This window comes from Agrobacterium tumefaciens (genome assembly GCF_005221325.1).
Taxonomy (GTDB): Bacteria; Pseudomonadota; Alphaproteobacteria; order Rhizobiales; family Rhizobiaceae; genus Agrobacterium.
This window is the reverse complement of the sequence record NZ_CP039888.1, coordinates 863,810-888,163: the sequence shown is the minus strand read 5'-3', so window position 1 is coordinate 888,163 and position 24,354 is coordinate 863,810. Positions and strand designations below refer to the sequence as shown.

General features: G+C 59.8%; 26 protein-coding genes. 13 read left to right on the top strand and 13 right to left on the bottom strand.

The features are described from left to right. Position 1 precedes the first annotated feature (1 nt). The 7 genes from CFBP5499_RS04720 to fabD form a co-directional block, all read right to left on the bottom strand. On the bottom strand, positions 2 to 889 hold the full coding sequence (locus CFBP5499_RS04720) for a YicC/YloC family endoribonuclease (RefSeq protein ID WP_080825385.1): 888 nt from the start codon (positions 887 to 889) through the stop codon (positions 2 to 4). 68 nt (positions 890 to 957) lie between these two features. After that, positions 958 to 2,178 (bottom strand): endolytic transglycosylase MltG, encoded by a 1,221-nt coding sequence (gene mltG / locus CFBP5499_RS04715; RefSeq protein WP_080825386.1) that lies wholly within the window; start codon positions 2,176 to 2,178, stop codon positions 958 to 960. Positions 2,179 to 2,204: 26 nt separating this feature from the next. Next, on the bottom strand, positions 2,205 to 2,507 hold the full coding sequence (locus tag CFBP5499_RS04710; RefSeq protein WP_175416559.1) for a hypothetical protein: 303 nt from the start codon (positions 2,505 to 2,507) through the stop codon (positions 2,205 to 2,207). 33 nt (positions 2,508 to 2,540) lie between these two features. Continuing rightward, the gene (gene fabF, locus CFBP5499_RS04705) at positions 2,541 to 3,803 is read right to left on the bottom strand and encodes a beta-ketoacyl-ACP synthase II (protein WP_137066246.1); all 1,263 of its coding nucleotides are present in this window, start codon (positions 3,801 to 3,803) and stop codon (positions 2,541 to 2,543) included. Positions 3,804 to 4,054: 251 nt separating this feature from the next. Then, positions 4,055 to 4,291, bottom strand: coding sequence for an acyl carrier protein (locus CFBP5499_RS04700; RefSeq protein ID WP_003502080.1), 237 nt, complete (start codon positions 4,289 to 4,291; stop codon positions 4,055 to 4,057). 351 nt (positions 4,292 to 4,642) lie between these two features. Beyond that, on the bottom strand, positions 4,643 to 5,380 hold the full coding sequence (gene fabG / locus CFBP5499_RS04695) for a 3-oxoacyl-[acyl-carrier-protein] reductase (protein ID WP_080825389.1): 738 nt from the start codon (positions 5,378 to 5,380) through the stop codon (positions 4,643 to 4,645). A 96-nt stretch (positions 5,381 to 5,476) separates the two neighbouring features. Further along, positions 5,477 to 6,421, bottom strand: a complete 945-nt coding sequence (gene fabD, locus CFBP5499_RS04690; protein ID WP_130932447.1) for an ACP S-malonyltransferase — start codon at positions 6,419 to 6,421, stop codon at positions 5,477 to 5,479. Between the two features lie 220 nt (positions 6,422 to 6,641). On the opposite strand from fabD, the gene CFBP5499_RS04685 reads away from it, so the two are divergent. The 6 genes from CFBP5499_RS04685 to rplI all read left to right on the top strand — a co-directional run bounded on the left by CFBP5499_RS04685 (position 6,642) and on the right by rplI (position 11,234). Continuing rightward, entirely contained in the window at positions 6,642 to 7,685 is a 1,044-nt protein-coding gene (locus tag CFBP5499_RS04685) for an aldo/keto reductase (protein WP_080825391.1), read from the top strand. A 174-nt stretch (positions 7,686 to 7,859) separates the two neighbouring features. Continuing rightward, positions 7,860 to 8,495 carry a DUF2272 domain-containing protein gene (locus tag CFBP5499_RS04680; protein ID WP_080825392.1) on the top strand — a complete coding sequence of 212 codons (636 nt, stop codon included), beginning with the start codon at positions 7,860 to 7,862 and terminating at the stop codon, positions 8,493 to 8,495. A gap of 266 nt (positions 8,496 to 8,761) precedes the next feature. Further along, positions 8,762 to 9,223, top strand: a complete 462-nt coding sequence (rpsF, locus tag CFBP5499_RS04670) for a 30S ribosomal protein S6 (RefSeq protein WP_003496829.1) — start codon at positions 8,762 to 8,764, stop codon at positions 9,221 to 9,223. A 13-nt stretch (positions 9,224 to 9,236) separates the two neighbouring features. Then, positions 9,237 to 9,485 carry a 30S ribosomal protein S18 gene (rpsR, locus tag CFBP5499_RS04665; protein WP_003496832.1) on the top strand — a complete coding sequence of 83 codons (249 nt, stop codon included), beginning with the start codon at positions 9,237 to 9,239 and terminating at the stop codon, positions 9,483 to 9,485. Between the two features lie 184 nt (positions 9,486 to 9,669). Beyond that, positions 9,670 to 10,644: a DUF2232 domain-containing protein gene (locus CFBP5499_RS04660; protein ID WP_080825393.1), complete on the top strand. Its 975-nt coding sequence runs from the start codon at positions 9,670 to 9,672 to the stop codon at positions 10,642 to 10,644. 14 nt (positions 10,645 to 10,658) lie between these two features. Beyond that, complete coding sequence (rplI, locus tag CFBP5499_RS04655; RefSeq protein ID WP_080825394.1) at positions 10,659 to 11,234, top strand: 50S ribosomal protein L9; 576 nt, start codon at positions 10,659 to 10,661, stop codon at positions 11,232 to 11,234. A 268-nt stretch (positions 11,235 to 11,502) separates the two neighbouring features. Here rplI and CFBP5499_RS04645 read toward each other — a convergent pair whose 3' ends face one another. From CFBP5499_RS04645 to CFBP5499_RS04635, 3 genes are read right to left on the bottom strand one after another with little or no spacing between them, the layout of a single operon-like run. Next, the gene (locus tag CFBP5499_RS04645; RefSeq protein WP_080825395.1) at positions 11,503 to 12,570 is read right to left on the bottom strand and encodes an HlyD family secretion protein; all 1,068 of its coding nucleotides are present in this window, start codon (positions 12,568 to 12,570) and stop codon (positions 11,503 to 11,505) included. A gap of 18 nt (positions 12,571 to 12,588) precedes the next feature. Further along, a complete protein-coding gene (locus tag CFBP5499_RS04640; RefSeq protein WP_175416618.1) occupies positions 12,589 to 14,346 on the bottom strand; it encodes an MFS transporter in 1,758 nt (585 codons plus the stop codon). Then, on the bottom strand, positions 14,343 to 14,798 hold the full coding sequence (locus CFBP5499_RS04635) for a MarR family winged helix-turn-helix transcriptional regulator (RefSeq protein ID WP_080825396.1): 456 nt from the start codon (positions 14,796 to 14,798) through the stop codon (positions 14,343 to 14,345). The genes CFBP5499_RS04640 and CFBP5499_RS04635 overlap by 4 nt, the downstream gene beginning before the upstream one ends. A 310-nt stretch (positions 14,799 to 15,108) precedes the next feature. Between CFBP5499_RS04635 and CFBP5499_RS04630 the strand changes: the two genes are divergently transcribed. Beyond that, positions 15,109 to 16,605, top strand: coding sequence for a replicative DNA helicase (locus CFBP5499_RS04630; RefSeq protein ID WP_006314568.1), 1,497 nt, complete (start codon positions 15,109 to 15,111; stop codon positions 16,603 to 16,605). A gap of 99 nt (positions 16,606 to 16,704) precedes the next feature. Here CFBP5499_RS04630 and CFBP5499_RS04625 read toward each other — a convergent pair whose 3' ends face one another. From CFBP5499_RS04625 to CFBP5499_RS04615, 3 genes are all read right to left on the bottom strand, one after another. Next, positions 16,705 to 17,007: an AzlD family protein gene (locus CFBP5499_RS04625; protein WP_080825397.1), complete on the bottom strand. Its 303-nt coding sequence runs from the start codon at positions 17,005 to 17,007 to the stop codon at positions 16,705 to 16,707. Beyond that, positions 17,004 to 17,708: an AzlC family ABC transporter permease gene (locus CFBP5499_RS04620; protein ID WP_080825398.1), complete on the bottom strand. Its 705-nt coding sequence runs from the start codon at positions 17,706 to 17,708 to the stop codon at positions 17,004 to 17,006. Before CFBP5499_RS04620 ends, CFBP5499_RS04625 begins: the two co-directional genes overlap by 4 nt. A gap of 94 nt (positions 17,709 to 17,802) precedes the next feature. Further along, positions 17,803 to 18,660 (bottom strand): AraC family transcriptional regulator, encoded by an 858-nt coding sequence (locus CFBP5499_RS04615; RefSeq protein WP_173986640.1) that lies wholly within the window; start codon positions 18,658 to 18,660, stop codon positions 17,803 to 17,805. A gap of 86 nt (positions 18,661 to 18,746) precedes the next feature. Here CFBP5499_RS04615 and alr point away from each other — a divergent pair, with 86 nt between their 5' ends. The 6 genes from alr to purF all read left to right on the top strand — a co-directional run bounded on the left by alr (position 18,747) and on the right by purF (position 24,283). Next, entirely contained in the window at positions 18,747 to 19,922 is a 1,176-nt protein-coding gene (alr, locus tag CFBP5499_RS04610) for an alanine racemase (protein WP_080825399.1), read from the top strand. A 65-nt stretch (positions 19,923 to 19,987) separates the two neighbouring features. Next, positions 19,988 to 20,299 carry a type II toxin-antitoxin system ParD family antitoxin gene (locus tag CFBP5499_RS04605; protein WP_080825400.1) on the top strand — a complete coding sequence of 104 codons (312 nt, stop codon included), beginning with the start codon at positions 19,988 to 19,990 and terminating at the stop codon, positions 20,297 to 20,299. Continuing rightward, positions 20,256 to 20,546 (top strand): type II toxin-antitoxin system RelE/ParE family toxin, encoded by a 291-nt coding sequence (locus tag CFBP5499_RS04600; RefSeq protein ID WP_080825401.1) that lies wholly within the window; start codon positions 20,256 to 20,258, stop codon positions 20,544 to 20,546. The genes CFBP5499_RS04605 and CFBP5499_RS04600 overlap by 44 nt, the downstream gene beginning before the upstream one ends. A 6-nt stretch (positions 20,547 to 20,552) precedes the next feature. Continuing rightward, entirely contained in the window at positions 20,553 to 21,959 is a 1,407-nt protein-coding gene (gene radA, locus CFBP5499_RS04595) for a DNA repair protein RadA (protein ID WP_080825402.1), read from the top strand. A gap of 89 nt (positions 21,960 to 22,048) precedes the next feature. Further along, positions 22,049 to 22,636 (top strand): CvpA family protein, encoded by a 588-nt coding sequence (locus CFBP5499_RS04590; protein ID WP_080825403.1) that lies wholly within the window; start codon positions 22,049 to 22,051, stop codon positions 22,634 to 22,636. 138 nt (positions 22,637 to 22,774) lie between these two features. Continuing rightward, positions 22,775 to 24,283 (top strand): amidophosphoribosyltransferase, encoded by a 1,509-nt coding sequence (gene purF / locus CFBP5499_RS04585; protein ID WP_080825404.1) that lies wholly within the window; start codon positions 22,775 to 22,777, stop codon positions 24,281 to 24,283. The last annotated feature ends 71 nt before the right edge of the window (positions 24,284 to 24,354 follow it).

Here is a 24,354-nt window from a genome sequence, read left to right as displayed (position 1 = left end):
TCTACTCCAGATTTTGTACCTGTTCGCGAAACTGGTCGATCACCACTTTCAACTCTATGCCCGCTGCGGTTACCGCACTGGCATTCGATTTGGAACAGATTGTATTCGACTCGCGGTTAAATTCCTGTGCAAGAAAATCGAGCTTGCGGCCGACAGGTCCGCCATTCTCCAACAGTTCGCGTGAAGCCTCGACATGGGCACGCAGCCGGTCGATCTCTTCACGCAGATCCGCCTTGGTGGCGATCAGCGCCGCCTCGGCATGCAGGCGGTCGCGGTCGAGCCCGTGCACGCCGTCACCAATGAGCGCGATCTGCTGGGCGAGCCGCGCCGCGATCTGCTCGGGCTGGCGGGATGGATCATTCTCGATGATGTCCGCAAGCTGCTCGATGCGGTTGATATGGCCGGACAGGATGGCGAACAGCGACGCCCCTTCCCGCTCGCGCATGTCCTTCAGCTTCTCGACCGCGACAGCGAAACCGTCGAGCACATCGCTGTTGCGTGTCGCCTGCGCTTCGGCATCGTCTTCCGCCTCGCGAAAATCCACCAGCCCGCGTATCGTCAGCAACGTATCGAAGCTCAGCGGCTTGTCGTCGACAACATCGCCAAGCTCCTTCTTGAGCGCCAGAACAGCGGCGAGCGCGTCGCGGTTGATCACGGCCTCGAGCCGGTTTTCCGCAATCGCCAGCGTCAGGCCGGCCTGAATATTGCCGCGGGAAAGATGCTCTCCCGCAATTTCGCGCAGGCCGGTTTCCAGGGCTTCGAGACCGGTCGGCAGACGCAGGCGCACATCGAGCCCCTTGCCGTTCACCGAACGCAATTCCCATGCCCAGCGGTAACGGCCGGAGGTTCCTTCGCTGCGCGCAAAGCCCGTCATCGATTGCAATGTCATATCTGGAAGCCCCCCGGTCATGCCGTGCGAAACCGGGCCTTGTGAATGACAAGGCCCGGTCGAGATTATCAGTTGTTGGCAGGTTTTTCCGCCTCGGCGCCGCCCGGTTGACCGTCCACGATGACATCGGGATTACCGCCGGAAGCAGCCTTCTCGGCCTCGATCTTGCGCCAGCGGCGCACATTGGCGTTATGCTCTTCGAGCGTCTTGGCAAAGACGTGGCCGCCGGTGCCGTCGGCCACGAAATAGAGGTCATCCGTGCGCCATGGATTGGCGACTGCCTCAAGCGCTGCCCGGCCTGGATTGGCGATGGGAGACGGCGGCAGGCCCTTGATGACATAGGTGTTGAACGGCGTCTGCTTCTGCAAATCCGACTGATAGATCGGCCTATCGGAAGGTTTTCCGTCGCCACCGAACAGGCCATAGATGATCGTCGGATCGGATTGCAGGCGCATGCCCTTCTTCAGACGGTTGTAGAAGACGGAGGCGACATGGGCGCGCTCGTCATCCTTGCCGGTTTCCTTCTCGACGATCGAGGCGAGCGTCACGAATTCCTCGACGGTCTTGATCGGCAGATCAGGATCACGACGTTCCCAGATCATGTCGATCAGCTTGCCCTGCGCCGCACTCATCTGGCTGATGATTTCTTCGCGCTTGGTGCCTCGGGTGAAGCGATACGTATCGGGGCGCAGGCTGCCTTCAGGCGGCAGCGTCGCGGGCAGTTCGCCATCCAGCACCTCATCTGAGGCAAGGCGCGCGAACATCTGCTTCACGGTCAGGCCTTCCGGCAGAGATACGGAATAAAGGATCGACTTGCCGGATTCGAGCAGCAGCATGATGTCCTTCATCGATGCGCCGGCCTTGATCTCGTATTCGCCGGTTTTCAGCGTCTGATCCTTCTGCAGATAGCTGCCGGTCATGAGGCGGAAAACGCGGGCGTTGGAGATGATGTCGTTACGCTCGAGATTATTGGCGATCTCGATGAGGCCAGCACCGTTACGGACGGTGAAATGGGTGTTCGTTTCGAGCGGACCGGGCTCCTGGAACGCATTGATCATGTAATAGAAGGCGGCAATGGCCAGTACACAGACGGCAACGGCAAGCGTCATCAGGAAATTCAGGAAGATCACCAGCTGCCCGTGGGCCTTGCGGGAGCGCTTCGGCGGCGCCGGCACTTTTTCCGGCCGCAGCGCCTCGGTCGGGGACTTCGGAATGATCGGGCCGCGATTGCCTTCGCCCGCGCCGTTTTGTCCTGATGGTCCCTGGCTGTTCTGATTCGTGTCGCTCACCGTCGGTCCTTTTCAGTTCGGCGTTGTCAGCGCTTTTTGCGCAGGTAATGCGGCAAAAACAGGTTCGGAATGCCGTCCCGCACCACATGGAGATATCGTGAAGCCCTGATATTGCGCTTCACGAACATCGTTTCGGACAAAGCCGATGGAGGAAGCCGCCCGCAGCCGGAAATCACCCGGCCCGGCAAACGCCTTCCATAAACGACTACAATATCGGCGCGAAAATCGGAATGGCTTTCGCAAGCCGCAATACGTTCTTCAAAGGAAAGAACATCCTTGTCAGCGTCCGGCAGGAGAACGCCGCAACCGCCTTGGACAGTTTGTGGCACGGACACCATCGCGACGGCAAACTGCCGTCGCGATTATGCTTCGTAACGGCGCAGCACGAGCGAGGCGTTAGTGCCGCCAAAACCGAAGGAATTCGAAAGCGCCACATTGACCTGCCGCTTGCGTGCCTTATGCGGCACGAGGTCGATCTTCGTGTCGACATCGGGATTGTCGAGGTTGAGCGTCGGCGGAACGATGTTGTCGCGGATGGCAAGAGTGGCGAAAATCGCCTCGATGGCACCTGCAGCACCCAGCAGGTGGCCGGTGGCCGACTTGGTGGACGACATGGAAATCTTCGGAGCCGATTCGCCGACGAGCCGTTCGACCGCGCCAAGCTCGATCGTGTCGGCCATGGTGGAGGTGCCGTGGGCATTGATATAGTCGATATCGTCAGGCGTGAGGCCCGCACGTTTCAGCGCCATGGCCATGCAGCGGTACGCGCCGTCTCCGTCCTCGGAGGGAGCCGTGATGTGGTAGGCATCACCGGAAAGGCCGTAGCCCACGACTTCGGCGTAAATCTTAGCGCCACGCGCCTTGGCGTGCTCGAGTTCTTCGAGAACCACGATGCCGGCGCCCTCGCCCATGACGAAACCGTCGCGGTCGCGGTCATAGGGACGCGAGGCCTTCTGAGGATCGTCATTGTGCTGGGTGGAAAGCGCCTTGCAGGCGGCAAAGCCGGCAAGCGCAATGCGGCAGACCGGCGATTCGGCACCACCGGCGACCATGACCTCGGCATCGCCGAGCGCGATCAGCCGGGCGGCGTCGCCGATAGCGTGTGCGCCAGTCGAGCAGGCCGTTACCACGGAATGATTCGGGCCGCGCAGCTTGTGGCGAATGGAAACCTGGCCGGATACGAGGTTGATCAGACGGCCGGGAATGAAAAATGGCGAAATGCGACGGGGACCCTTGTCGCGCAGCGTGTAACCCGCCTCGACAATGCCTTCCAGACCGCCGATGCCGGAGCCGATCAGAACGCCGGTGGCGATCTGGTCGTCATCCGTTTCCGGATGCCAGTTTGCGTCGGCAAGCGCCATGTCGGCGGCGGCCATACCGTACAGGATGAAAGGATCGATCTTGCGTTGTTCCTTCGGCTCCATCCAGTCATCAGCATTGAAGGTGCCGTTGGAGCCGTCGCCGACGGGAATGCGGCAGGCGATCTTTGCGGGCAGGTCTTCGACTTCGAATTCAGTCACGAGACGGGCGCCGTTCTGGCCGGCCAAAAGCCGCTCCCAGGTCACTTCCGTTCCGCATCCAAGAGGAGATACCATGCCGGTACCGGTGATAACGACACGCCTCATCGCCAATGCTCCGCCCTTATCCAAATCATCGGTCTTTCTGCAACACCGGGCACCATGGGATGGCACTAACGGCAGGCTGCAGTATGTCTAAATCTTTGCATGAAGGTTACAGGCGGCGTTGTTGCGGCCCGTGACCCTTGCGACAGCAGGAAAGCGCGCCTTTCGGAACACCTACCGTCTGCCTATAAAACATTGGCCCGGACAAGCCGGGCCAAGACGGGAAGATATGTCACCTTCCCGATGAAGGTCGATCAGGCCTGGGCCTTCTCGATGAACTTGACGGCGTCGCCGACAGTCAGGATCGAGTCAGCTGCGTCGTCGGGAATTTCAACACCGAATTCTTCTTCGAAAGCCATGACCAGTTCAACGGTGTCGAGCGAATCAGCGCCCAGATCGTCAATGAAGCTGGCGCCTTCGACAACCTTGTCGGCGTCAACGCCAAGATGATCAATTACAATTTTCTTTACGCGTTCTGCGATATCGCTCATGTCGGTTTCCTCGACCTTTATTTTGAAAGGGAATGCCTTTCGGCACCCTGCCCTGTTAGAAGCCCTCATGCGCCGTTCAAATCCGGCACCGCTGGCAAACCCGTTCAACCCGGTCCAAGCTAGACATCGTCACGCAAAATCGCAACGGCTTCCTGTCTCTCCGGGACGACTGTTCACAGTCTTGGCCCGCTTAACATGGTTTCAATCGGTCGAAAAGCCTGAAAACGCGCTAAGCACAGCGTATGACAGGCAATTTCGCCGAAAACCGGCAAGCGGGGCCTTGCGGCGCAAGCTACCCAACAAGGTGCTTAAACAGCGCCGCAATCCTTTTCACGACGGCGTGGAGCGCCGTCAGATCATCGCCATGCCGCCGTTGACGTGCAGGGTCTGGCCGGTCATGTAGCCCGCCTCGTTGGAAGCCAGGTAAAGAACGGCCGACGCGACCTCGGCGCCGGTGCCCATGCGCTTCATGGGAATGGCGCCCATGATGGCGTCTTTCTGCTTGTCGTTCAGCTTGCCGGTCATCGCGCTTTCGATGAAGCCTGGCGCCACGCAGTTGACCGTGACGTTGCGGGTGGCGATTTCCTGCGCCAGAGACTTCGAAAAACCGATCATGCCAGCCTTGGAGGCGCAATAGTTGGCCTGACCGGGATTGCCGGTGACGCCGACGATGGAGGTGATGTTGATGATACGGCCGAAACGGCGGCGCATCATCGGATGCGTCAGTTCACGCGTCAGGCGGAACATCGCCGTCAGGTTCACCTCGATGACGTTGTCCCAGTCCTCGTCGCTCATGCGCACGAAGAGACCGTCCTTGGTGATGCCGGCATTGTTGACGAGAATGTCGACGCCTTCCAGCTCGGCTTCGGCCTTTTCGCCCAGCGCCTTGACTTCGGCGCGATCGGCAAGGTTGGCCGGGAAAATCTTGACGCGGTCGCCAAGTTCCGCCGCCAGCGCCTCGAGCTTTTCAACGCGCGTGCCGTGCAGGCCAACGGTTGCGCCCTGGCTGTGCAGAAGGCGGGCGATTTCTTCGCCGATGCCGCCGGTCGCGCCGGTTACGAGAGCCTTGCGGCCTGTCAGATCAAACATTGTCCGTTCCTTCTTTATGGCAAGTCCGCGGGTAGTTTTGCGGTTCTGCATCGGGAATTGTCAAAAATAAAAAGCCGGTGCGGGGCGAAGCCCGCCTCAGCCGATAAGCGTGGCAAGAAGCTCGTCGATATCGGCCGCACCATTAACGGCAACGCCGCTCACCGTTTTGTCGATGCGGCGGGCAAGGCCCGTCAGCACCTTGCCGGAGCCGATCTCGTAAAGCTGCGTGATATTGTTGGCGGCAAACCATTCCACCGTCTCACGCCAGCGCACCTGGCCCGTCACCTGCTCGACCAGCAAGGCGGCGATCTCATTGGCATCGGAAACGGGAGCGGCGCGGACATTGGCAATAACAGGCACCACCGGATTGTGCTTTTCGACTTTCGCCAGCGCCTCGCGCATCGCTTCTGCCGCCGGCGCCATCAGCGCGGAGTGGAAGGGTGCGGAAACGGGAAGCATGATGGCGCGCTTGGCGCCCTTTTCGGAAGCGATCGCGGCGGCTTTCTCGACAGCGGCCTTGCCGCCGGAAATGACCAGCTGGCCGCCGCCATTGTCATTGGCGATCTGGCAAACGCCGAGAATGCCGGCTTCCTCGCAGATGGCGGAAACCGCATCGTGCTCGAGCCCGATGATGGCAGCCATGGCGCCCTCGCCGACCGGCACGGCGGCCTGCATGGCATTGCCGCGAATGCGCAGAAGACGGGCAGTATCGGCAACCGAGAAGGTGCCGGCTGCACAAAGCGCCGAATATTCGCCGAGCGAATGTCCCGCGACATAAGAAACCGTATCGGACAGCTTCAGGCCACGCGCTTCCAGAACGCGCATGACAGCCATCGAGACGGCCATGAGGGCCGGCTGGGCGTTCGCGGTCAGCGTCAGCGTCTCTTCCGGCCCGTTCCACATGATGTCGGAAAGCTTCTGGTCGAGCGCCTCATCGACTTCCTGGAACACGGCGCGCGCTTCCGGATAGGTGTCCGCCAGCTCCTTGCCCATACCAACGGTCTGGCTTCCCTGACCGGGAAATGTGAATGCAATACCCATGGGATGTCGTCCTTCTTGTCTGGCCTTGCCTTTATTCTTTCGGACTTCCATTCACATTCCCGCCAGCGAAGTCAAGCTTGAAGCCCTATAACGGGCCATTGCCCGGGGTTTTACAAACCTGTTTTCCCCTTTCTTTTAGTCATATTTTTTCTTGCACTGCGGCAATTCCCGATTAGTTTCACACCACCTTCCAAAACTGGCCAAGCACCGGGATACCTCCATGAAACAGAAACTATTGGGTCGCACGGGCATCTCCGTGTCTGAAATCTGCCTCGGCACCATGACGTGGGGCACGCAGAATACCGAAGCCGAAGCGCATGCGCAGATGGATTACGCCATCGAAAACGGCGTCAATTTCTTCGACACCGCAGAGCTTTATCCCACTACCCCCGTCTCGGCCGAAACGCAGGGACGGACGGAAGAGTATATCGGTGCGTGGTTCGAAAAGACCGGCAAGCGTGACCAGGTCGTACTCGCCACCAAGGTTGCCGGCTCAGGCCGCGACTATATTCGCGGCGGTCGCGACATCGATGCCGCCTCGATCCGCGAGGCGGTGGATACCAGCCTCAAGCGGCTGAAGACCGATTACATCGACCTCTACCAGATTCACTGGCCTAACCGCGGCACCTATCATTTCCGTGGCGCCTGGGGTTTCGATGCCTCCGGCCAGGACACCAAGCGCACGCTCGCCGAAATCACCGAAAAGCTCGAGACGCTCGGCGAACTGGTGAAGGCCGGCAAGATCCGCGCCATCGGCCTCTCCAACGAAAGCGCCTGGGGCACGCAGAAATATATCGATATCGCCGAGGCCAAGAGCTTGCCGCGCGTCGCCACCATCCAGAACGAATATAACCTGCTCTATCGCAGCTTCGACCTCGACATGGCGGAAGTCGCCCATCACGAAGATGTCGGCCTGCTCGCCTATTCGCCGCTGGCAGCCGGTCTGCTGACGGGCAAATACCAGAATGGCGCTCGCCCGGCGGGCTCGCGCGGCACTATCAACAAGGATCTCGGGGGCCGGTTGCAGCCGCTGCAGGAAGCGCCGGTCAAGGCCTATCTGGAACTTGCCGCCAGGCACGGAGTGGACCCGGCCCAGCTCGCCATCGCCTTCTGCCTCACCCGCCCGTTCATGGCCTCGGTCATCATCGGCGCGACGACGACGGAACAGCTGAAGACCGATATTGCGGCGGCCGATGTGGCTCTGTCGGATGAGCTGTTGAAAGGTATCGCAGCGATCCATAGGCAATATCCGATGGCGATCTGAACCAGTTTCAGACCGGAAATTCAAATAAAACCATCTTTCAATACTGATTAAATTCTGTATTATCACGTTCACCGGCGCATATATCGATATGCTCCGGTGAACTTTTTATTTTCATAGAAGAATTGACTGGATTTTTCACAAAAACAACAAATATACTACAATTGGGAGAATTCGATGGCCAAGACAGTCGCAGATATTCTCAATATTACCGATCAGGAGTGGAACCACTGGGGAAGGTCCACATGGAACGTCTCTACTGGATCCAAGCACATCCGGCACAAGGATGACGATCCCATATTCGCAAAATACGTCATCAAGAACTATAATGCCGTCGGAGGCGGGACGCCGACAGAAGACGATATTATGAACGACCACTATTTCTGGTCAGCCGTCGGAATTTCCTATGTCTTCCATGCCGCGCAATTCAGCAAGAAAGAGTTTCCATTCGCGGAATCGCATTCCGTATGGATTCGCCATTTCATAAAGGCGCGCCAGCAAAACTCGCCAAATGCCCTCTACCACGGATACCGGCTGAAGGAGGCCGGCGCGACCCCGGATGTCGGCGATGTCGTCGGCTACACCTATGACAAGGTCAGTTTTCAGCAGGCCCAGGGTTACTACGACAAGGTCGGCAGCTATAAGTCGCACACCGATATTGTCGTCGCCAGGCGGCCGGGCGAAATCGACGTCATAGGCTTCAACGTTCTCGACTCTGTGACGAAGAAAACGATCCCGCTCAGTGAAAGCGGCCACATCGCCGATACCAAGCATAAATGGTTCGTCGTTCTGAAGAAAAACGCGCTTCACTGACAAAGCCATTGCCAAAACGCGAAAAATCCGTATAAGCGCGCTGTTCACAACACCCGGTCCAATTGGCTGGTGGCTGAACGGAGGGCTGGTTTCGGTAACGAAACAGCAGGAACCATAAGGTTTTTCCGGCCTCCCGTGTCTCCGCTCTCGACCGTCTCGAACAACGCTTTTCTTGCTTTAAGGCTTCATCGCCTAACCAGGAGCAGTCGTTGAGGCTTAGCGCCGTTGCCGGGTGAAGGACGAAACGCAAGAAAGGCAAAGCTTAAATGGCTCTTTACGAACACATCTTCCTTGCCCGGCAGGATATTTCTGCCCAGCAGGTCGACGCACTTGTCGAGCAGTACAAGGGCGTTATCGAATCGTTCGGCGGTAAAGTCGGACGCGTCGAGAACTGGGGTCTGAAGTCCCTCACCTACCGCATCAAGAAGAACCGCAAGGCTCACTACGCTCTCATGGACATCGACGCTCCGGCGGCTGCAGTTCATGAAGTCGAGCGCCAGATGCGCATCAACGAAGACGTTCTTCGCTACATGACCATCGCCGTCGAAGCCCACGAAGAAGGCCCGTCCGCGATGATGCAGAAGCGCGATCGTGACGACCGCCCGCGCCGTGACGGCGACCGTCCGGACCGTGGCCCGCGTGAAGATCGTGGTCCCCGCGCGCCGCGCGAAGGTGGCTTCGGCGACCGCGAAGACCGTCCGCGCCGTCCGCGCGAAGACCGTGCATAAGGAGAATTGACCAATGGCTGATACTTCCTCTTCCCAGGCACGCCGCCCGTTCCACCGCCGTCGCAAGACGTGCCCCTTCTCCGGCGCCAACGCTCCGAAGATCGACTACAAGGACGTTCGTCTGCTGCAGCGCTACATTTCCGAGCGCGGCAAGATCGTTCCTTCCCGCATCACGGCCGTTTCCCAGAAGAAGCAGCGCGAACTCGCCCAGGCGATCAAGCGCGCCCGTTTCCTCGGCCTGCTGCCTTACGTCGTAGCGTAATGAATTGAAGCGAGGCTGCGTTTTGTCGCGGCCTCGTTTTATCGAGCTGCTGACTCTTAATCAGCGGGTCGAGATTATAATCCTTCCGCGTTGGGCGCGGATCGATACTCTAAAAACCCATGTTGGGGACGACGCTCCTTAAGGAGCGATCCTCTAACTGCTTAAGTTTCAGCAGGACAGCGAAGTGCAGAAGTTGAACCAGACAGTGCTGATTTCCGGCGTTCTCGCCGGCATATGCGCCGCGTTTCTAACGCTTGGCGCAACGGCACAGTCGTCGCTTTCTTTCCTGCTCTATGCCGGTTCGGCCATGCCCATCTTCATCGCCGGCATGGGCTGGGGCAACCGCGCCGCCATTATCGCGATCATCACCACGGCCATCATCGGCGCGCTCGTCATGTCGCCGCTTTTCGCACTGACCATTGCGATCTTCACGCTGATTCCGGCCGGCTACCTTTCGCATCTTGCCAATCTGGCGCGTCCGGCGTCTGAACTCGGCGGCCCGGACGATCTGCTCGCCTGGTATCCGCTTTCCGGCATCGTGCTGCATCTTTGCATTCTGGTCTCTGTCGCCGTCGTCATTCTCGGCTGGATGATCGGTTACGGTCCTGATCTCGTCGCCCGCATGGTCGATATCATGATGACCTCGGTGCAGAACCGCGAACCTTTGTTCGAACCCAATGCCGAGGCGCTCGCCCAGACGAAATCGCTGCTGGTGCTGATGCTGCCCATCGTTCAGGGCGGTCTTTGGGTCATTCTTTTGTTTGCGGCCTATTATTTCGCAACGCGGCTGGTAGGCTCCTTCGGCAAGGGCCTTCGCCCGCGCGAAGACATTGCTTCGGCGCTGCGCATGCACCGCAATGCCATCTTCATCTTTCTCGGCGGCATCGTCGCCATGTTCTTCGGGGCCGTCGCCGCCATGGTTGGTGCCGTCATCTGCGGAACCTTCGGCGCGGGCTTCCTTATGGCAGGTTACGCCTCGCTGCACAAACGCGCGCGTGGAAAGGACTGGCGTCTGCCGGTTCTCATCCTCGCTTATCTCTCGGCGGTCTTTGTCTTTCCGCTGTTCATCATTCTCGTGTTCGGCTTGAGCGACGTGCGCAGCACGATCTCCCTCACCCCGGCGCGGAAAACCGACACAACGAACGAAACCAAACCATAGAAAGGATCAAGAAGATGGACGTTATTCTTCTCGAACGCATCAACAAGCTCGGCCAGATGGGCGAGACCGTCAAGGTTCGCGACGGTTATGCCCGTAACTTCCTGCTGCCGCAGGGCAAGGCGCTGCGCGCCAACGCCGCCAACAAGACCCGTTTCGAAACCGAGCGCGCAACGCTTGAAGCCCGTAACCTCGAGCGCAAGTCGGAAGCCCAGAAGGTTGCCGAAGCACTCGAAGGCAAGTCCTTCATCGTCGTCCGTTCGGCTGGCGAAACCGGCCAGCTGTACGGTTCTGTTGCCGCCCGTGACGTCGTCGAAATCCTCGGCGCGGAAGGCTTCAACATCGGCCGCAACCAGGTTGAACTGAACACGCCGATCAAGACCATCGGCCTGCACAACGTTACCCTGCACCTGCACGCCGAAGTCGAGCTTCAGGTCGAGCTGAACGTTGCCCGTTCCGCCGAAGAAGCCGAACGCCAGTCCAAGGGCGAAAGCCTCACCTCCGCTGACGCCATCTACGGCGTTGACGAAGACGCGCTGCGTCCGGAAGACTTCTTCGATCCGGAAGCTGACGGCAACGAAGACGACGAATAAGATTTTGGCTTAACGGCCAAAAGGAAAACCCCGGATGGCGACATCCGGGGTTTTTTGGTTTTTGCGGTCGGAGTTTGCGGAGAGGTTACCCCCCTCTGCCCTGCCGGGCATCTCCCCCTCAAGGGGGAGATCGGCAGGAGGCGCTACCACCGCTTCATTCGCTAACGTTGAGATGGGCGAGACCTATCCACGAGTCGATCTCCCCCCTTGAGGGGGAGATGTCCGGCAGGACAGAGGGGGGTAAACCACGCCCTCCAACCTTTACCGACTACCTCGCCGCCGTCTCAGCCCCATCAGGCGCCTTGCTCTTATCCACATGCACCACCACCGACATGCCCGGCGACAGATCCGCCGCGAGCGGCTGATCCGCGTCAATCACGATCCGCACGCCAAGACGCTGGGCGATCTTCACGAAATTGCCGGTCGCATTGTCGGGCTTGATGACGGCGAATTCCGAGCCGGTGGCGGGCGAGAAGCGCTCGACGTGGCCGGTCAGCTTGCGGCGATGCAGCGCATCGACAGAAATGGTCACCGGCTGGCCCACCTGCATGCCGGCAAGCTGGGTTTCCTTGAAATTGGCTATAACCCAGACGTCATGCGGCACGACGGCCATCAGCTGCGTGCCGGCGGTGACATATTGGCCGGTGCGCACACCGACTTCGCCGAGCCTGCCATCCACGGGCGCGTGGATTTCGGTATTGGCAAGATCGATGCGGGCGAGTTCGACGGCCGCTTCGGCGTTGGCGACGGCGGCCTGCAGCGAACTGCGGTTGACGATGATGGTCTGCAAATCCTGTCGCGAAACCTCAAGCGCCGCTTTCGCCTGCGAGAGCGATGCCCGCGCCTTTTCAAGCGCCGCATGGGCTTCTTCCTGCAGGCTGGAGGTTCCGGCGCCGCTCTTGATGAGATTATCCTGCCGGTCGGAGGCGAGCTGCGCCTGCTTCAGCGAGGCTTCGGCGCTATCGACTGCCGCTTCGCTGGAACGGATATTGGCATTGGCGGCATTTTCCTGCTGGCGGGAATTGTCGAGGGCTGCCTTATGGGTATCGAGCGTAGCTTCCGCCTGCGCCTGTTTCTGGCGATAGATGCGGTCATCGATCTTCGCCAGCAGGGCGCCCTGCTTGACTTCCTGATAGTCCTTCACCGGGACATCCACGACATAACCGCTGACCTGCGGGCTCATGGTCGTCACATAACCGCGCACGAAGGCGTTGTCGGTCATTTCGACGGTGGAAAGAAACGGCGGCAGCCGCCAGGCGTAAAGCACGAGCGCCACACCGGCGAGGCCGCCGAGCAGCACGAGAATGGAAACGGGGGTAAAAAACTTCTTCAGCATAATGTCACTCTTGGAGGTTCAAGACTGTAGCGCCGGCGCGGCATCGACTTTGTCCCGGAAAAGGAACGGACGGATGCGCATCCAGGCAAGGTGGAGCAAAAGCGCGGCCAGTGCCAGCGCCGAAACGACTGAGATCAACAGGAACGTGTCATTATAGGCAAGCACATAGGCTTCCTTGCTGACCTGCTGGCCCAGCAGGGACAACCCTTCGGCCTTCAGCAGTGCCGGGTCGGTGATGACATGGCTGTAGGCGCCGGAAAGCTGGGATACGCGCTGGGCGACCACGGGGTTGGTGAGCAGGACATTTTCCACCAGAATATTGGAATGGAATTTCTCCCGCAGCGTCACGAAGCTGCCAAGCAGCCCGGTCATCAGCATCGAACCCGTGATCTGGGTGAACAGGAAGATGGCGATGAAATTCACGAGATAAGGCGCGCCTCTGCCAAGTGCTGCGGCAAAGCCCTTGGACATGACGGGCGGCAGGAACATGGCGGCGCCGAAGGCGATCATCATCTGGCTGAGATACATCTCACCCGGCCGTGTCAGATTGGTGGACTGGCTATCCATAAACGAACCGGCCGCAATCAGCGTCAGCGCAATCACATGGGCCGTATCAACATATTTCGTCAGCATCAGCCAGGCGCAGGCGGCACCGCCGAGAACAGTCGCCAGCAGCACCAGCGCATAAAGCGTCGTCGTCTGGTCGTTCAACAGGCCAAGCTGCTGGTAAAACCCGACCGCCGTTGAGGATTGCTCGGAGGAAACCGCGCGGTAGACGAGCAGCACGGCAATGACATGCAGGTTGGTTTTCGAGAAAATCCAGCGCAGGTCGAGCAGCGGGTTCTTACGCGGCAATTCAATGAAGGCCATGAGGGTCAGAAGCGCAATCGACGTCGCCAGAAGCGCGCCCAGCCACCAGGTTTCGAACCACCAGTAGAACCGGCCGAGGGTGAGCATCACCGCAAGACAGCCGAGACCGCCCGCAAACAACAGATAGCTCAGAATATCCATACGCTCGATGACCTTCGCACGCGGCGGCGGCGTGACTTTCAGCACATAGATCATCGCGAAGGCGATCAGCGCAAAGCCCACTTCCATGGAATAGAGTGCGCTCCAGCCCCCGATTTCCAGCAGGGATGGCGAAACCATGCGCGCGATCGGTGCCGACAGCAATGTGCCCGTCAGCGCGATGCTGAAACCCAGCGAGAATTTCCGCGCGGGCGGAAAGGCCTCGAGAATATAGAGGAACCCAAGCGACGAGATCGGGGCGGCGGCCATGCCGCTGACGAAACGGATCACGGTTGCCGAATGCAGGTCCGTCACGAACAGGTTGAGACAGGAAGCGACGACAAAGGCGATAATCGAGACTTCGGCAAAGGGTCGCAGGCCATATTGCGCCCTGACCTTGAAGAGTGCGATGGAGAAGGTGGCATAGGGCGCCATATAGGCGGCGGAAAGCCAGGCCGCCTCGGCAACCGTGGCGGAAAACTCGCCCTGAAGCTGGTAGAGATTGGCCATGACGAGGTTCATGCCCAACCCTTGCGTGATGAAGAACGACAGGCCGGCGAAGATGAAGCACAGCCGCAGCCATACCGGCCGCTCCACCGGTTGCGGCGCGGCGGGAGCGGCGGCTTCAGGGGCGGTCTCTCCCGGACCGGAACCGCTTACCGTTGTGGTGGCGTTCGCCTCTTCCTGTGGAAGGCCGTCCGGCTTGACGGTCGCCTCGGCATTTTGGGAAGCGGCCCCATCCGTTGTCTGCGGCGATACGGTGCTCACGATTGCACCCTCCCGGCCGCGAGATTTTGCAGGTTGGCCGAAAGCCTGCGCATCACATCCAGCGTCATCGCCAGATCCTCAGACGAAATATCGGCGGTGATTTCCGAACGCAGCGACTTTGCCACCGCCTGCACCGTGCCGGAGGTCTTCTCACCTTCAGCCGTCATGTGGATGCGTTTGGCGCGGCGGTCGTTTTCATCGGAGCGACGCTCGATGAGGTTCTGTTTCTCCATGCCGTCGAGCACCCGCACCAGCGTCGGGGTTTCGATTTCCATTTCCTCGGCAAGTTCCGTCTGCGTCAGCGGACCACGCCGCGAGAGCGCAAAAAGCGCACGCGCGCGGGCCAAAGTCAGCCCGCTTTCCCCTACCCGCGCATCGAAAAACGCGCGCAGTTTGCGGGTGAAAGCGGAGACTTCATCCAGAAGCTGTTCCTTGTCGGTCTCGCGGGACATATCAGCAAGCCTTATAATTAGCATACTACTTATTTTCTACCTATTTATTCGTAAGACTGACGATTTTCAAGTTTCTTTCATGTCGGGTCTGCCATGCGGTAAACTCATGGCAGCGAATCACGTTGCCGGAAAATTCCGGCACCTTGTCCCCACCCCCTGTGGATTGCTGGGGACAACTGAAGATGTGATCCAGCTTTGCGGAACGGACACCAGCCTGCCGTATAGTGTTGCAACAATATCATTGACTGCCATGCCCCAGGAAGCCAAACCCAGGGTTTAAGGACAAAGGCAAAGGGAGATCGCGCAAACCATGAACGACGCTGTGAGAAAGATCACCCCCGCGCAGCCGGCGGAACCGCATTACCGCGAGGCGCCGAATAATATCGAGGCCGAACAGGCGCTGCTCGGCGCCATCCTCGTCAATAACGATGCCTATTACCGCGTGTCGGACTTCCTGAAGCCCGTACATCTCTACGAACCGCTGCACCGCAAGATTTTCGAGGTGGCGGGCGATATCATCCGCATGGGCAAGACCGCCAATCCGGTGACGATCAAGACCTTCCTGCCCGCCGATGACAAGATCGGCGACCTGACGGTGGCGCAATATCTCGCCCGTCTGGCGGCCGAAGCCGTATCGATCATCAACGCGGAAGATTACGGCCGGGCGATCTATGATCTCGCGCTACGCCGCGCGCTGATCCAGATCGGCGAGGATGTCGTCAACATCGCCTATGACGCGCCGCTCGACATGCCGCCGCAGGCGCAGATCGAAGACACCGAACGCCGCCTGTTCGAACTGGCGGAAACCGGACGCTACGACGGCGGTTTCCAGTCGTTCAACGATGCAGTGGCGCTGGCGATCGACATGGCGGGCGCCGCGTTCGAACGCGATGGCAACCTTTCCGGCATTTCCACCGGCATTCACTCGCTCGACGGCCGCATGGGCGGCCTGCAGCGTTCCGACCTTATCGTGCTGGCGGGTCGTCCGGGTATGGGCAAGACCTCACTTGCCACCAACATCGCCTATAATATCGCCGCCTCCTATGAGCAGGAAGTGCAGCCGGACGGTTCGTTCAAGGCGAAGAACGGCGGTGTCGTCGGTTTCTATTCGCTCGAAATGTCGTCCGAACAGCTGGCCACCCGTATCATTTCCGAGCAGACGGAAGTCTCCTCCTCGAAAATCCGCCGCGGTGATATCACCGAGGCCGATTTCGAAAAGCTCGTCGCCTGCTCGCAGATGATGCAGAAGGTGCCGCTTTATATCGACCAGACCGGTGGTATCTCCATCGCCCAGCTTTCCGCCCGCGCCCGCCGCCTGAAGCGCCAGCGCGGCCTCGACGTTCTGGTCGTGGACTATATTCAGCTGATGACCGGCGCCGGCAAGAGCGGCGAAAACCGCGTGCAGGAAATCACCCAGATCACCACGGGTCTCAAGGCGCTGGGCAAGGAACTCAACGTTCCGATCATTGCGCTCTCACAGCTCTCCCGTGCGGTGGAAAACCGCGAAGACAAGCGTCCGCAGCTTTCCGACCTGCGTGAATCGGGCTCCATCGAGCAGGACGCCGACGTGGTGCTTTTCGTGTTTCGTGAGGAATATTACGTCAAGAACATGGAGCCGCGCGATATTTCCGATCCCAAATATGCCGAATGGGAAGCCTTGTTCGACAAGGTGAAAGGCACTGCCGACGTCATCATCGCCAAGCAGCGTCACGGACCGACCGGTACGGTGAAACTCGCCTTCCAGTCCGAATTCACACGCTTCGCCGATTTGGCCGATCCGAGCTTCACCCAGTACGAAGAACACTGATCCAAAACACAGCGAGGGTGACGTATTTTCACCCTCGCTGCGCGCTTTGCATTGCAGACGCAGAGTCCGGAGTCTTTTCAGGACTTTGCCGCGATTTTCTTACAATCCGATTCCGCGCAGCAGCGCTACGCACGCAACGCCGAGGGCTGCTGCCGGCAGCAGGCTGAGGCGCAGCGCCGCGACGGCGGTTATTGCGCAGGCGATGGTTTCCGCCAATCCGCTGGCGAGCGCCGTCGGCGTCACCACGGCCATCAGAACGGCAGGCGGCACGACGCCGAGCGCTTTTTTCAGACGCGGCGTCAGGGTGAAATGACTGACCAGCAGCAGGCCGCCAAGGCGCGTTGCAACGGTTGCCACCATCATGGCGAGGATCGTCAGCAGCGTGTTCGGGTCGAGCGTCATGCCGGCTGCTCCACCTCTTCCTCACGACTGAGGGCGGCGACGGCAAGCCCTGCCAGCGCCCCGGCGGCGATATACCATGCGCCCGGAACCAGCGTGTGGGTGAGATAGGCTGCGGATGCGCTCGCCAGAAGCACGAAGCCGGTTTCCCTGCCCTTCCAGAAACCCATGAGCAGCACGATGAAGACGGCGGGAAAGGCGAAATCGAGACCTATAACCGACATGTCTCCCACCACCGCACCGAGCAGCGCGCCAGCAAGCGTCGCAAGATTCCAGACCAAATAGATGGAGAGCGCGGCACCGGCAAAAAAGGCCGCCGTGAGCCTGCCGGCAATGACCCGGAATTCCGCCAGGGCCCAGGATTCATCGGTCAGCACCAGCATCGCCGCATATTTCCGCCAGCCCTTGAAATCATCCAGCTTGCCGGCAATGGAGGCACTCATCAGCACATGGCGCAGATTGACGAGAAGCGCCGCAAAACCGAGCGCACTCCAGCTGGCCGGATGAGTCCAGAGATCCATGGCGACGAATTGTGAGCCGCCGGCAAAGACCAGCAGCGACATCAGCGAGGCCTCGAGCGGGGACAGGCCCTTGCCGATGGCGACCGCGCCGAACACCACACCGATCGGCACCATGGCGACCAACAATGGCGCGGCGGCCCTCAGCCCCGCGATAAGTTCCGCGCGTTTTCCCGATATGGACATCACATTCTCCCTTTCAGACGAAAGGGATTACGCCTGAGACATGCCGCAGTCTTGAACGAAAGTGACGTTGCGGGAAGGAAAGGCGAGCGGCAGGTCACCCCGCCCGAAATTGTCCGGGTGTTATGCCCGTACGCGCCTTGAAATGCCGGGTGAAATGCGCCTGATCGGCAAACCCGCACAGCGCCGCCACCTCGGCCGGCATCTCACCGGCACGCAGAAGCCGACGCGCCCTGCGGATGCGCACATCCGTGAGATAGGCATGCGGGGTGATGTGGAACTCCTTGCGAAAAGCGCGGATGAGATGCGCCCGGCTGAGACCGGCGATCGATGCCAGTTCCTCGAGGCCAATATCGCTCTCGTAATTGTCGGTGAGATAGTCCCGGGCGGTATGAACCGCCGTTTTCTCACGGGTCTCGACCGGCAGGATGATGGCGCTGCCGTGCCTGCCGAACAGGGCCGCCAGAACCGAGAACATGCCCTCATCCGCCTCCAGCGCCCCGGTTTTCGCCTCCAGCCGCCGGTGCGCCATCTGGAAGGAGGCGGCCATCTGCGGATCGCGTGGCAGGAATTTGGGGAAGGACGGCGTGCCGTGAAACGCCCTGCCCGTTACATCCTCGATGATGTCGCGCAGCAGTTCCGTGTCGGGATAGATCATCCTGTAACGATAACCGCCGCCGCCCGGCGCGCCGTCGTGAATCTCGTCGGGATTGATGAGATAAAGATGCCCCGGCCCCGTCTGTTCGGTGGTGCCCTGGATGGTGGAGATCTGCGAGCCGCTTTCGATCGCGCCTATGGAAAACGTGTCATGCGCATGCGGCGAATATTCATGGGTAAGAAACGTTGCGCTCAGGCACTCCATGCCGCCAAAACGCCGGTCACGCCAGAAACGCGTGGTTTCCGTCGTGGCAACGGGCATGACATCCAGAGCCTGTTCCTGCGAAACATTGTGCATGAGCGAAGTTTAAATCATTCGATCCTTACCGTCTTGAACAAAAGTGCTAGGGTCTGGCCGGTTCCAAATCAACCGGACACGATGGCATGACAGACGACTTCGAAGACAGCTTTCCCGAAAACGAAACCGATGCTTTCGAGCAAGCCCCGCTGCGATTGACCGTCGATCTCGGCGCACTCGCCGACAATTGGCGGGACATAAAGAAGCGGTCTGGAAGCGCGCGGGCGGCAGCCGTCGTCAAGGCCGATGCCTATGGTCTCGGCATCGAGGATTGCGGCGCGACGCTCTATCATGCCGGCGCACGGGACTTCTTCGTAGCGACGGTGGCCGAGGGTGCAACGCTGCGTTCCTATGCTCCGGAAGCGCGCATCTTCGTATTGTCAGGCATCTGGCAGGGCCAGGAACGGCAGGTGTTCGATAATGATCTGGTGCCGGTACTGGCCTCCGAGGAACAGCTGTCCTTCTGGATGGCGACGGTCGCCGAGCGTGGCGACCACCCCTGCGCGCTGCATGTGGACACCGGTTTCAATCGCCTCGGCCTGCCGCTCGACGACGCGCTGTTCCTTGCCGACGACGTGACACGGCCGGCGAGTTTCGACCCGGTTCTGGTGCTGTCGCATCTCGCCTGCGCCGATACGCCTTCTTCGCCGATGAACAGGGCCCAGCTCGAATCATTCCGCAAGGTTAGCGCCGCTTTCGAAGGTATCGAATCAAGCCTGTCGGCTTCCGCCGGGGTATTTCTCGGCCGTGACTATCATTTCGATCTCACCCGCCCCGGCATCGCGCTTTATGGCGGCGAGGCGGTCAACGGTGTAGCCAATTCGATGCGGCCGGTGGCGAAGGCCGAGGCGCGGATCATCCAGATACGCGAAGCGGGTGAAGGCCAGACCGTCAGTTATGGCGGCAGCTTCCTGCTGAAGCGCGCAAGCCGGCTTGCCATTGCATCCGTGGGATATGCGGATGGATATCAGCGTTCGCTTTCCGGTTCCGGCATTCCGCTGCGTGAAATGGGCCACGGCGGTGCCTATGGCGTGGTCAATGGTCATAAAGTGCCCGTCGCCGGCCGCGTGACCATGGACCTCACCATTTTCGACGTCACGGATGTTCCGGCAAATGCCATCCGCAGCGGCGACTATATCGAGCTTTTCGGCCCCAACGTTGCCGTCGACGAGACCGCACGGGCGGCCGGCACCATCGGCTATGAGATGCTGACGGGGCTTGGTCTGCGCTATGAGCGGCAATATCTGATGGCGGATGACTGAGGTCCGCCTTTAGCGCTTGGAAAGCTGATGCGACCTGTGCTAAAAGAGAACAAAAGGAGATCGAAATGCCCGAAATCCATTTGAGCGAGCAGGACGAGAAGTTCATCGAGGAGCAGGTTGCCGCAGGCATCTATAGCGATGCGGATGCGGTGATTTCTGCCGGTCTTCGCATCCTCGGCAGTAAAGAAGGCCGCTTCGTTGAGCTTCAGCGGTTGATCCAAGAGGGGCTGGACGATGTGGAAGCCGGCCGGGTGATGGAATTTTCCAATGCGGATGACTTTACGGCACATATCATAAGGCTCTCGGAGGAGCAGAATGAAGCGAAGGCGTCTAGTGGTCACCGCACGGGCGCTGGACGATCTTCTCGCCGTTCATAATTATATCGCGCAATTCAATCCTGTGGCCGCGAGGCGTTTTCTGGACGACATCAACGTCAAAATGATCTCGCTGGCGCAATACGGGATAACGGGCGTACCTCGTAGCTTCGCACCGAATTTGCGGGCTTTCCCCTATCGTGATCGATGCATCTATTTCGTTGTCGATGACAAGAAGATGTATGTGCTGCGTGTGCTGCACGGCCATCAAGACATTTCCGCCGACGATTTCAAACAAGAAGAAAACTGACAAAACATGGCCAAAGCCAAGACTCAATTCGTGTGCCAGAACTGCGGCACGGTGCACAACCGCTGGGCGGGAAAATGTGAAGGCTGTGGCGAGTGGAATACCATCGTCGAAGAGGACCCGATGGGCGGCATCGGCTCCGGGCCGGGCAAGACACCCAAAAAGGGCAGACCCGTCACGCTCACCTCGCTTTCCGGTGAGATTGAGGAAGCGCCGCGCATTCCGACCGGCATCAGCGAACTCGACCGGGCGACCGGCGGCGGTTTCGTGCGTGGTTCGGCGGTCCTGATCGGCGGCGATCCGGGCATCGGCAAATCGACCCTGCTGATGCAGGCGGCCGCCGCCCTATCGCGTCGCGGACATCGCGTCATCTATGTCTCGGGCGAAGAGGCGGTGGCGCAGGTGCGCCTGCGCGCCCAGCGCCTGGGTGCGGCGGAAACCGACGTGCTGCTGGCCGCCGAAACCAATGTCGAAGATATTCTCGCAACGGTTTCCGAGGGCAAGCGGCCCGATCTGGTCATCATCGATTCCATCCAGACGCTGTGGAGCGATACCGCCGATTCCGCGCCCGGCACAGTGACGCAGGTGCGCACCGGCGTGCAGGCGATGATCCGCTACGCCAAGCAGACAGGCGCGACCATGGTGCTTGTCGGCCATGTGACCAAGGAAGGCCAGATCGCCGGCCCGCGCGTTGTGGAGCACATGGTCGATGCCGTGCTTTATTTCGAGGGCGACCGCGGCCACCACTACCGCATTCTGCGCACGGTCAAGAACCGCTTCGGACCGACGGATGAAATCGGCGTGTTCGAAATGTCGGATCGCGGCTTGCGGGAAGTGTCCAACCCTTCCGAACTGTTCCTGGGCGAGCGCAACGAAAAATCGCCCGGCGCCGCCGTCTTTGCCGGCATGGAAGGCACACGCCCCATTCTGGTCGAGGTGCAGGCGCTGGTTGCCGCCACTTCGCTTGGCACGCCGCGCCGCGCCGTGGTCGGCTGGGACAGTTCGCGGCTTGCCATGATCCTCGCCGTGCTGGAAGCCCATTGCGGCGTGAAGCTCGGTCAGCACGACGTCTATCTGAACGTTGCCGGTGGATACCGCATTTCCGAACCGGCAGCGGATATGGCCATCGCGTCTGCGCTGGTTTCCTCGCTTGCCGGTCTTGCTCTGCCCGCCGATTGCGTTTATTTCGGCGAGATCAGCCTGTCGGGCGCGGTCAGGCCCGTCTCGCACACCGGCCAGCGATTGAAAGAAGCTGAAAAACTTGGCTTTTCCGCCGCACTTCTGCCGTCTGCTTCGGCTGAATTGCCGAAAGGCGGCAAGGGGCGCTGGACGGAAATAGAAAGCCTTCCGGACCTCGTGGCGCGCATCGCCGGCTCCGGCAACCGGTTCAAACAGGTTGAGGACGACGAATATTGATCCTTTCGCCAAGGGAAACAGTGGTGTAAGAGGATCGCAAAATTGGCAAGGCAGCGTCTGACAAGGCGTCGCACCTCCGGAGTTGGTATATGCCCATTACAATTTTCGACGGCATCGTCATCGCCGTTGTTCTTTTCTCCGCCCTCCTTGCGATGGTGCGCGGTTTTTCACGTGAGATTCTGTCGATTGCGAGCTGGGGCGGCTCGGTCGCCGCGGCCTATTATCTTTATCCGGTCCTGCTGCCCTATGCGCGCAACTATACCGATGACGACAAGATCGCCATTGCCGGTTCTGCCGGTGTGGTCTTCCTTGTCTCGCTGATCGTGATTTCCTTCATCACCTCGCGCATTGCCGATTTCATCATCGACAGCCGCATCGGTGCGCTGGATCGCACGCTCGGTTTCCTGTTCGGCGCGGCGCGCGGCATCCTGCTGCTCGTCGTCGCGGTCGCCTTCTGGAACTGGCTGGTGGATGTGAAGACGCAGCCGGAATGGGTGACACAGGCCAAGTCCAAGCCCTTCCTCGACGGGCTGGTGGGCAAGCTGGAAGCGGTTCTGCCTGACGATATCGAGCCGCAGATCCGCGCTCGCATCCTTGGAAAACCACAGGAACCGACAGCAGCGCAGACGCCTGCGGAAGATGTGCCGGCAACAAATCAACCGGCAACGAATAATTGACACAGTGTCGCGCCTTGCAATGCATGCAAGGCGCGCTATTTGTGCTAAATATCAAGCACGACACAGATGGGCCGACCGGGAGAGATACTCACCGGAGAGGTCTTTCTTTTTTCTCGGTAGAGAGCAAGGGCAAGCCGGATGATTGAGCCGCTTTCGCATTCCACATTCCATGGAACCACTTTCAAGGAAGAGATCGACGGCGATACGCTGCATGAAGAATGCGGCGTTTTCGGCATTCTCGGCCATGCCGATGCCTCGGCGCTGACCGCTCTCGGTCTGCATGCGCTTCAACATCGCGGCCAGGAAGCAGCCGGCATTGTCTCTTTTGATGGCAAGCGCTTCCATCAGGAACGCCATATGGGCCTCGTCGGCGATCATTATACCGATCCCGCAACCCTTGCCCGCCTGCCCGGCTCCATCGCGATTGGCCACACGCGCTATTCCACGACAGGCGAAGTGGCGATGCGCAACGTGCAGCCGCTGTTTGCCGAACTGGAAGAAGGCGGCATTTCGATTGCCCATAACGGCAACTTCACCAATGGCCTGACGCTGCGCCGCCAGATCATCGCCACCGGCGCCATCTGTCAGTCGACGTCGGATACCGAAGTCGTACTGCACCTCATCGCCCGCTCGCGCCACTCTTCCACTGCCGACCGCTTCATCGATGCTATCCGCCAGATGGAAGGCGGTTATTCGATGCTGGCGATGACGCGTACCAAGCTGATCGCCGCGCGCGACCCGATCGGCATTCGCCCGCTGGTCATGGGCGAGCTTGATGGCAAGCCGATCTTCTGCTCGGAAACCTGCGCTCTCGATATCATCGGCGCGAAATTCGTGCGCGACGTTGAAAACGGCGAAGTCATCATCTGCGAAATCCAGCCCGATGGCTCGATCACCATCGATGCGCGCAAACCTTCCAAGCCACAGCCGGAGCGTCTCTGCCTGTTCGAATATGTCTATTTCGCCCGCCCCGATTCCGTCGTCGGCGGCCGCAATGTCTACACGACCCGTAAGAACATGGGCATGAACCTTGCCAAGGAAGCGCCGCTGGAAGCCGATGTCGTGGTTCCGGTTCCCGATGGCGGCACGCCGGCAGCGCTCGGTTTTGCGCAGGCAAGCGGTATTCCCTTCGAATATGGCATCATCCGCAACCATTATGTCGGCCGCACCTTCATCGAGCCGACGCAGCAGATCCGCGCTTTCGGCGTCAAGCTCAAGCATTCGGCCAACCGGGCGATGATCGAAGGCAAGCGCGTGGTGCTGGTGGATGATTCCATCGTGCGTGGTACCACCTCGGTCAAGATCGTGCAGATGATCCGCGAAGCGGGCGCCAAGGAAGTGCATATCCGCGTCGCCAGCCCGATGATCTTCCATCCGGATTTCTACGGCATCGACACGCCTGACGCCGACAAGCTGCTCGCCAACCAATATGCCGATGTCGAGGCGATGGCGAAATATATCGGCGCCGATTCGCTGGCCTTCCTGTCGATCGACGGGCTGTACCGCGCCGTTGGCGGCGAGAATCGCAACCATGCGCGTCCGCAATTCACGGACCATTATTTCACCGGCGACTATCCGACCCGTCTTCTCGACCAGAACGGCGAGGCCATGGGCAGCAAGATTTCCATGCTCGCCAGCAACGGCTGATTTTCAAGAACGACAAAGCGGCCACCGGCTTCCGGGGCCGCTTTTTTCATGCCTTTTGTTCAGGCCGGCGC